The sequence below is a fragment of the Microcystis sp. M53602_WE12 genome (assembly GCF_030065455.1).
Taxonomy (GTDB): Bacteria; Cyanobacteriota; Cyanobacteriia; order Cyanobacteriales; family Microcystaceae; genus Microcystis; species Microcystis aeruginosa.
In genome coordinates this window covers 1-1,211 of record NZ_JASJFB010000840.1, presented here as the reverse complement: position 1 = coordinate 1,211, position 1,211 = coordinate 1, and the positions used below count along the sequence as shown (strand labels likewise).

At 40.6% G+C, this 1,211-nt stretch carries 2 protein-coding genes; both read right to left on the bottom strand.

The features are described 5' to 3' along the window. Positions 1–170 precede the first annotated feature (170 nt). Complete coding sequence (locus PX482_RS25680) at positions 171–581, bottom strand: type II toxin-antitoxin system VapC family toxin (RefSeq protein ID WP_043999229.1); 411 nt, start codon at positions 579–581, stop codon at positions 171–173. Beyond that, entirely contained in the window at positions 578–865 is a 288-nt protein-coding gene (locus PX482_RS25675; RefSeq protein ID WP_002750295.1) for a hypothetical protein, read from the bottom strand. The genes PX482_RS25680 and PX482_RS25675 overlap by 4 nt, the downstream gene beginning before the upstream one ends. Positions 866–1,211: the final 346 nt, after the last annotated feature.

The following is a 1,211-nucleotide window of genomic DNA, read 5'->3' as shown; positions in this document are numbered from 1 at the left end:
GGAAGAAGAATAGGGATAATTTTATAGAAATATAGTCTTCAAAGCCTTGCCTAGCAAGACTCCTACGAATGATAATCAGTGCTTATCACACAAAGTAGAGAAGAGCCGAATTACTCTTGAGAATTTCAGAAAATCCTAAGATGATTATAATATAATCTATAAATTTTCAGCTAGGGAAGCAAGGTAAAGGCAGTGCAGTTTTGAGGACGATAGAGACTAAAATCTCGGCGATCTAGTGTCAGAATTATTGTGAGGTTTAATCGTTCCGCCATTGCCATAACCGAAGCATCTACAAAGTCCACTCTACTGTCTTGATATTCTTCCAAAATATCTCCTATTCTGGAAAGATCCTCTTCTGTCAAAGCCATTAGCTCAAAGCGACTTGTTTTTAGCAATCGCAAAAACTGGATAACGGAAGATATACCAGCATTGCATCCTAAAAGATAAGCAACCTCGGCTAACACACTCTGAGGAACTATGATTTTTTGTTGCTGAAGATAGATGTTTTTTACTTCCCGGTGATGGGAATCCTGAGAATCTATCAGTGCAACAATGAATCCTGTATCAGCAAGAGAATTCATTCTTTCCATGTCCATCCCGATGGAGGTTTAATGGCTGTTTCTAAAATTTCTTCCGCTCGCTCCGAAAGATTAGGAATTACACCAGAACACATTCCTATAATTGGATCATCTTCTAAATAAGTGTTTGTTGAAGCTGGAGATTCTGGGGCAGAATCTATATTTTTTGAAGTTTCTGGTAAATGACTTTCTAAACTTTCGATCAGCTTTTCTACAACGAGAAGTTTTTCAAAACTCAGCCGCTCAATTTGGTTGATTAGTTTTTGCCGCAATTCGATCGATGTCATTGTCCTGTCTCCTGTTTTTTTAAGATGAGAAAAGGCAACACCCCCCTTATCAAGGGGGGCAGGGGGGATCGAACCTTATCAAGGAAGGCAGGGGGGATCGACACCCCCCTTATCAAGGAAGGCAGGGGGATCGAACCTAAAATCCATTTTTAATTTAATTATAACCAACTACTTAGGGCTTGCTGAATAAATGTGAAATGTAGGCAAAGTAAGGGTTTTGGGGCTTTTCTCGCGAAACAGGTGCAAGATTTTGAGAGAATCGTCGTTCAAAACCTCGCGTCTTCATCGGCCCGCGTCCTTTAGGGGCGAAGCATTCGGGCAATAACCTATCGGTGAAACCGGAGAT